The sequence below is a fragment of the Nocardia tenerifensis NBRC 101015 genome (assembly GCF_000308715.1).
GTDB lineage: Bacteria > Actinomycetota > Actinomycetes > Mycobacteriales > Mycobacteriaceae > Nocardia > Nocardia tenerifensis.
In genome coordinates this window covers 1-6,822 of record NZ_BAGH01000383.1, presented here as the reverse complement: position 1 = coordinate 6,822, position 6,822 = coordinate 1, and the positions used below count along the sequence as shown (strand labels likewise).

The following is a 6,822-nucleotide window of genomic DNA, read 5'->3' as shown; positions in this document are numbered from 1 at the left end:
GCGCAGGAGGTCCGCCCGCTGGTGTGACCGCCTCGGGTCAGGACTCGGCCAGGCGACGCTGCTGCTCGGCGACGTCGAACTTCGCCGGCGGCCACTCGAGGTGCAGGCTGGTCAGCGCGTCGATGAGCAGTTCGGTGATCGCCAAGCGGGAGAACCACTTCCGGTCGGCCGGGATCACGTGCCACGGCGCGTACTCCGTGCTGGTGCGGTCGAGCATGGCCTGATAGGCCTCTTGGTAGGCGGGCCAGTAGGCGCGCTCATCGATGTCGGACGGGTTGAACTTCCAGTACTTGTCCGGCCGCTCCAACCGCTCCATCAGCCGCTTCTTCTGCTCGTCGAGCGAGACGAACATGGCGACCTTCACCAGCGTCGTGCCCTCGTCGACCAATTCGCGCTCGAAGGCGTTGATCTCGTCGTAGCGCGGCTCCCACTCCTGCTGGGAAACGAGGTTGTGCACCCGCACCACCAGCACGTCCTCGTAGTGCGAGCGGTCGAAGACGCCGAGCTGGCCGCCGCGCGGCAGCGCGTTGCGGATGCGCCACAGGTAGTGGTGGCGCTTCTCCTCCTCGGTCGGCACGCCGAACGCGTGATGGTCGACGCCCTGCGGGTCGACCGAGCCGATGACGTGGCGGACGATGCCGCCCTTGCCCGCGGTGTCCATGCCCTGCAACACGAGCAGCACATTGCGCAGATCGCCGGAGCGCCCGTTGGCGTAGAGCCGCTCCTGCAGATCGGAGAGCACCTCGGTGCGCTCGGCGAGCAGCTCCTGGCCCTCCGCCTTGTTGCCGTCGAAACCCGGTGTGCCGGAGGTGTTCAGGTCGGCGATCCGCAACCCGTCGGCCTTCAAGGCCTCGGCAGCGGGGACGGACCAGCGCTTCTTAGCCATCTCCCACAACTACCACAGCGGGCGGCCGGCTCAGCGGATGTGCGCCAGACCGATCAGCTGGGCCGCGAACTCCTCGTCGGAGACCGGGGTGAGGATGAGATCCTGCGACGTCGTCAACACGTAGCGTCCGTCGCCGGTGAAGTCGAGCCACGTGCGATGTCTCGTCGGCGGCGACATCGGATTGTCGGGCTCTACGGTGACGGTCAGGAAGCCGCGGCCGTCGACGGGCTTGCGCAGCGTCTGCCGGAAACGGGCGGCGGCGCGGTGCCCGTTGGTGAGGAACGGCTCCGCGCGGTCCGGGCTGAGCACCGCGTCCTGCGGTTCGCGCATGGTGCCGAGCTTGCCCGCCGGGGCCGAGCCGATGATCTGCACCAGGCGCTCGCCGACCTGCCGGGCGTGGCACATCAGCACGGTCACCTTGTCGGCGGTGGCGACCAGGATGCCCGCGTGGTTGTGCACAACGGCGGCGAAGGCCAGGATGCGCTCGGTGTCGCCGGAACCGTTGCGCGGGGCGGTGTTTCGCTCGCCGGAGACCGTGATGGTGGTCGCGTCGGAGCGGCCGCACAGCATGAGCGCGGCGGCCAGGTCCGGGTCGGCCTGGCGGGCGAAGCGCTGCGGCAAACGTAGTGCGGCGTACTCGGATTCGGTGCGCACGGTGGCCGCGGGCACCATGTTGATCGGGTACGGCCTACGGTCCAGGCCGGTCTCGTTTTCCCAGACATGTGAGAACTCGTCGGGGGTCAATGCCCACTTCATCGCGCGACGCCCCCGTCGCCGGCCGGCCGGGGTCCGTCGGGGGGTGGGCTGAAGCGGGGCACGCGGTCCCCGGAGGCGGGCATGGTCGGGGCGTAGACGTAGGTCATCGTGTCCCGGACGTCGGCCTCGATGTCGGCCGCGGCGCTGTCGTGCGCCATGCGCCGCTGGCCGCCGAAGACCGCCTCGGCGGCGGGGTCGTCCAGCGGCCGGTACGGGACGGGCGGTGGGATCGCCGCCCGGACGGTCTGCGCCGCATCGCAATTCAGCTCCATCAGCCGCGCGACGGCGCGGCAGACGTCGTGGGCCGAGGCGCCGGCGAGGACGAACTCGCGGGTGGCCCGCGCCGCGGCGTCGGCCGCGCGGCCCGACCAGCGGGCGAACTCCCGGTTGGCGGCGTCGGAGAAGGTCTGGAACGCCTCGGCGAGGGCGTCCGCGTTGGCCTGCCACGCCGCCGACGCCTGGCCGAGCGCCGCCGGGTCGAGCGCCTCGTGCACGAGGTCCCAGATCTCCTGGTGACTGTAGGAACCGAATCGCTCGCGGTCCGGGGCGTAGACGGGATCGGTTGCGCCGGCGCGTAATCCGGCGAGCTCCTGCCGGATGTTCTCGGCGGCGGCGCGGGCCGCGGAATCTGCCATGGCCGCCTCTCAGTCCACTCTGTGCTGTCTCATCGAGCTGCCTGTGTCTTTGCGAGACACCCGCACCCGGTCGGCTCCGATGAGTAGGGCTGCGCCAGTGTCACTCATCGGGCCTCCAGTGTCTTGCGGGACACCCGCACCCGGTCGGCTCCGATGAGTAGGGCTGCGCCAGTGTCACTCATCGGGCCTCCAGGTGTTCGGCGACCAGATCGATGGCCGCCTTGTTCGCGGCCTCGGCGTCGGCGAACATCTTGCCCGCGGCCAGGTAGGCCGCCTTGAACAGCAGCGCGGTCTCCTGGAAGGCGGTGAGGGTGTCCAGGTACTGCCTGCCCTTGTCGTTGAATCCGCGGGTAAGGCCTTGCCCGCTGGGCAGATTCGGGAAACCCGACACATCGGTGACGAGATGGCCGGTGGACATGGCCCGATGGAGGTCCTCGACCAGTTGATCGCAGGCGGCGGCGAGGTTCTCGGCGACGTCGGGGGCCAACTCGAAGGGCTGGCCCGCGCCCGACCCGGTGGCCGCCGCGTACAGTCGCCTCGCCGTCCCCTGCCCGGTGTCCGGTACCGCCATCTGGGCAACCCCCTCCGTTGGTCCGCTGGCACTTGGCGGGCACTCTACCGGTCGGTAACGCTCGCCGGGAGCCGGTTGCGCGTGCGGTCCCGCTGTGATGTGGGGCACGATTGTTACACTGACCGGTAGCTGAGGCGGTGTGCGCAGAGAGGCGATCGGTGCCCGAAAACGATGAGGTACTGCCGAAATATCTGAGGATATCGGGGCACATCCGTGATCGGATCGAGCGCGGCGAGCTCGCGCCGGGCGACGAGGTGCCGTCCGAGCGGGACCTCGCCAGCCAGTGGCGCGTAGCGCGGCCGACCGCGGCCAAAGCGCTGAATACGCTGCGCCAGCAGGGCATTGTGGAGTCGCGGCGCGGTTCGGGCACCTATGTGGCCCGGCGGCCGCGCGGCCCCGTCGCCGACGAGCACGCCCCTCGGTACGGCTCGGCGTACGCGGAAGACGCGTCGGTCACCGTGCTCGAGGCCGCGGTCGTCACCGCGCCCGACCACGTCGCCGAGGTGCTCGGGCTGCCGAGGGGGACCGCGGTGCTCATGCGAAAGCGGTTGACCGGCAACGAATCCCAGGCCACCGAGGTGGCGACGTCCTGGTTCGCCGGCACGCTCGCCGAGCTCGCGCCGCGGCTGCTGCGGACCGAGCGGCTGACCGACGGCACGCTGCGCTACCTCGAGTCGGTGACCGACCACCGGGTGTCCCACCTGCGCGACCGGGTCGCCGCGCGGCTGGCCACCGCCGACGAGCGGCGCCACCTCGCGCTCGGCAGGCCCGCCGCCGTGCTGGTCCACCAGCTCACGCTGCACACCGCCGACGGCGCCGTGCTCCAGCTCGACGAGGTCGTGCACCCGCCGGCGAAATGGATGTTCCAACAGGAATATTCGACCAGTTCCTGAGGCCCGTCCACGCGGACGGAACCCTGCCCATTTTCCTGGTCTCCGCTGGCCTTTCTCTCACCGTCATCTCAGGCGCAGGTCGATATGCTGGGCAAATGAGCACACTCCCCAGCACGCTGGTGACGGTCGCCGAGGACTTGGACTCGGTGACCACGGTCGGGGGCGAGGACGATCCGGGGGCGGCCGGGCTGACACCGCGGTCGGTCGACGCGCTGTGGGAGTCGGTGCGGGACTGGTATCGCATGGGCACGACACCGGCCATCCAGGTGTGTCTGCGGCGCAACGGGAAGATCGTGCTGAACCGCGCGATCGGGCACGGGTGGGGGAACGCGCCGGGGGACGGGGCGGACACGGCGAAGGTGCTCGCGACGCCGGAGACGCCGTTCTGCGGATTCTCCACGGCCAAGGGCGTTTCCGCGGCGCTGATGTTCATGCTGATCGAGCGGGGCGCGTTCGGGCTCGACGATCCGGTGTCCCGCTACATTCCGGAGTTCGCGGCCAACGGCAAGGAGCGGATCACCATCGGCCATGTGCTGTCGCACTCGGCGGGCGTTCCGTTCGTAACGCCGCCCTACCGCGGTTTCGAGTTGGTCGTCGACGAGGAACTCGCCGTGCGGGGCCTGGCCGACCTGGTGCCCAGCTGGCCGCCGGGGCGATTCCGCATCTACCACGCGCTGACGAGCGGACTGATCCAACGACTGCTGGTCCAGCGGGCGACCGGAAAACGGATGCGCGAGCACCTCGCCGAGCAGGTGCTCGAGCCACTCGGCTTCCGCTGGAACAACTTCGGGGTCCGGCCCGAGGACGTCGACCAGGTCGTCGCCGGCGTCAAGACCGGACCGGGGCCCTCGCGCATCTCGAAGTTCCTGGCGCGCAAGGCGCTCGGCGGCGGCATGAGCGGCACGGTCTCCGACGCCGCGACGCGGACCTTCCTCGCCGCCGAACTCCCGTCGGGCAATCTCGTCACCACGGCGTTCGAACTCTCGCGCTTCTACGAAATCCTCGGCAACGGTGGGGAATTGGACGGCGTGCGCGTCATGCGGCCGAGCACGCTGCGCGAAGCGATCCAGCCGGCCAACCGCATACCCGGCCTCGCCGGGCGGGTGAGCCGCGCGGGCTTCGAACTCGGCGGGCGCAAGTCCAAGTTCGGAAGCGACACCCCGACGCACTTCGGCCGCAGCGGCCTGACCACCCAGTACGGCTGGGCCGACCCCGCCCGCGGGCTGTCCGGCGCCATCCTGACCAGCGGCAAGGCGACCACCGATACGCAGCGTCCCTGGCGGTTGGTCGCGCAGATCTCCGACACCGTCGCGCCCGGCGCGCTGCCGAGTTGGCTGTGAAACACGCTGGTGCTCAGCAATAGTCGCGTCGAAGAGAACCTTCAAGCCCCGAGAAGTTGGGTGCTTCGAAAAGTAACCGTTCTGTATCGAATTCGACCATTTCGCCGATAGGTGACTCGGGCGCGGTCAGCGCGCTCGTGTGGAGTAGGGAGGTCGAATATGTCTCAGTGGAGGAGAAGTTCGCGCACGATGCGGCGGTCGGTCCTGTTGGCCGCCGTGGCAGGGACGGTGGCGCTCGCGCCGGCCGCGCTCGTCATCCCGGCGTTCGCCGTTCCCGACCAGAGCCCACCGGTCACCACAGCGGCACCGGTGACTACCGCACCTCCGGTGACCACCGCGCCGCCCGTGACCACGGCACCTCCGGTGACCACCGCGCCGCCGGTAACCACCCCACCGGTGACCACCGTGCCGCCCGTGACAACCCCACCGGTCACGCAGCCTCAGCATCCCGACGACGGCTACGGCCCCGACGGCTTCGACGCCTTCGGTTACGACCGCTTCGGTTACGACCGCTCCGGTTTCAATCGCTCCGGCTACGACCGAGCCGGATACGACCGGTGGGGCTACGACTGGCGGGGCTACGACCGCGAGGGTTACGACACCTACGGGTACACCGAACAGGGCTGCGCCCGTACCGGCGAAGACAGTCTGAATGCCGACCACGCGGCCTGTGAACTGCGCCGGTCACGTCCGTTCACCGGCAGCGCGGGCCGCTGACCCGCAACGGTTTTCGCGCCTGGGCCCTGTCTCGAAGTCCCATCCAAGCTTCGAGACAGGACCTACTCGCTACTTCGGGCGGGTAGCGCTGACGTACTGGAGCAGCCGATGCACGTGCTGTTCGATCTCGACCAGGCCCGCCTCCGCGAAGAGATCAGGGAACGTTCTGGTGTCGAAGACGCGCAACCCGCTCCACCCGCCGACGACCCGGCTGACGTCGCCGAACGGATTATCCGCCCGGTAACTGGTCGTGATGGCGATGCGCCCGCCCGGCGCGAGCACCCGGATCATCTCCCTGGTCGCGGCGATCGGATCGGGGATCAGATACAGCGCGCCGAAGCAGCACACCGCGTCGAACGTGCCGTCGGCGAACGGCAGCACGCGGGCGTCGCCGCGCAGGTAGCCGACGCGCGGGCCCGCGTTGTCCGCGACGGCGCGGGCGAGCATCGGCTCGGAGTAGTCCAGGCCGACGGCGAAGCCGTCACCGGTCAGCGCGCTGCTCAGGTGGCGGGTGAAATTGCCTGGGCCGCAGGCGATATCGAGCACCTTCTGCGCGCCGCCCAGACGCAGCGTGGCCACCGCGTCGCGCCGGTCCGACTCGGTGGTGCGCCCACTGGCCAGGTAGAACAGCGTGGGGCGCCAGGCCCGCTCGTACACCGCGGCCAGCGCCGGATGGTTCATGGTGCGTCGGGCCAGGTTCATCGCGGGCTCCTCATCGGACGCGCGCGACCTCGATGGTCATCCCCGCCGCCCGCAGCCGCTCGGTGAGCGCGTCGCCCATCGCCGCGCCGGGGGTGAGGATGCCGGCCAGCTCCGGCTGCTGATCGGTGTCGAAGGCCAGGCACAACCCGCTCTGCCCGAGCAGCACGGCGGTCGCCTTGTAGCCGGGGTCGCCCTGGCCCGAGAAGGTCGCCACGTACTTCGCGCCCGACGAGGTGCGGGTGTACGTCTTCATCGCGAACCAGCCACTGTCGCGGGACTTCTCGCTCGGGCCGGTGCCCGGCTTACGGCAGCACCCGGTCGA

At 70.0% G+C, this 6,822-nt stretch carries 9 protein-coding genes and 1 pseudogene; 3 read left to right on the top strand and 7 right to left on the bottom strand.

Annotation, left to right across the window (positions count from 1 at the left end):
* Positions 1-37 precede the first annotated feature (37 nt).
* The 4 genes from ON39_RS30535 to ON39_RS30520 all read right to left on the bottom strand — a co-directional run bounded on the left by ON39_RS30535 (position 38) and on the right by ON39_RS30520 (position 2,848).
* Positions 38-886, bottom strand: a complete 849-nt coding sequence (locus ON39_RS30535; RefSeq protein WP_040739480.1) for a polyphosphate kinase 2 family protein — start codon at positions 884-886, stop codon at positions 38-40.
* 30 nt (positions 887-916) lie between these two features.
* Positions 917-1,642: an ESX secretion-associated protein EspG gene (locus tag ON39_RS30530; protein WP_040739479.1), complete on the bottom strand. Its 726-nt coding sequence runs from the start codon at positions 1,640-1,642 to the stop codon at positions 917-919.
* Positions 1,639-2,277, bottom strand: coding sequence for a hypothetical protein (locus ON39_RS30525; protein WP_040739478.1), 639 nt, complete (start codon positions 2,275-2,277; stop codon positions 1,639-1,641). Before ON39_RS30525 ends, ON39_RS30530 begins: the two co-directional genes overlap by 4 nt.
* A 178-nt stretch (positions 2,278-2,455) precedes the next feature.
* Positions 2,456-2,848, bottom strand: a complete 393-nt coding sequence (locus ON39_RS30520; protein WP_040739477.1) for a hypothetical protein — start codon at positions 2,846-2,848, stop codon at positions 2,456-2,458.
* 158 nt (positions 2,849-3,006) lie between these two features.
* Between ON39_RS30520 and ON39_RS30515 the strand changes: the two genes are divergently transcribed.
* Together ON39_RS30515 and ON39_RS30510 are read left to right on the top strand one after the other, a co-directional pair.
* Positions 3,007-3,741, top strand: a complete 735-nt coding sequence (locus tag ON39_RS30515; protein ID WP_040739476.1) for a GntR family transcriptional regulator — start codon at positions 3,007-3,009, stop codon at positions 3,739-3,741.
* 95 nt (positions 3,742-3,836) lie between these two features.
* Positions 3,837-5,081, top strand: coding sequence for a serine hydrolase (locus ON39_RS30510; RefSeq protein WP_040739475.1), 1,245 nt, complete (start codon positions 3,837-3,839; stop codon positions 5,079-5,081).
* A gap of 164 nt (positions 5,082-5,245) precedes the next feature.
* Here the strand turns inward: ON39_RS30510 and ON39_RS47660 are convergent, their stop codons facing one another.
* Entirely contained in the window at positions 5,246-5,515 is a 270-nt protein-coding gene (locus ON39_RS47660) for a hypothetical protein (RefSeq protein ID WP_083894791.1), read from the bottom strand.
* Here ON39_RS47660 and ON39_RS47655 point away from each other — a divergent pair.
* Positions 5,496-5,798, top strand: coding sequence for a hypothetical protein (locus tag ON39_RS47655; RefSeq protein ID WP_083894790.1), 303 nt, complete (start codon positions 5,496-5,498; stop codon positions 5,796-5,798). The genes ON39_RS47660 and ON39_RS47655 overlap by 20 nt on opposite strands.
* Before the next feature lie 69 nt (positions 5,799-5,867).
* On the opposite strand, the gene ON39_RS30500 is transcribed toward ON39_RS47655, so the two are convergent.
* Together ON39_RS30500 and ON39_RS30495 are read right to left on the bottom strand one after the other, a co-directional pair.
* Positions 5,868-6,500, bottom strand: a complete 633-nt coding sequence (locus ON39_RS30500) for a class I SAM-dependent methyltransferase (RefSeq protein WP_040739473.1) — start codon at positions 6,498-6,500, stop codon at positions 5,868-5,870.
* A 10-nt stretch (positions 6,501-6,510) separates the two neighbouring features.
* Positions 6,511-6,822, bottom strand: a pseudogene (locus ON39_RS30495) (enoyl-ACP reductase); the annotation flags it as partial.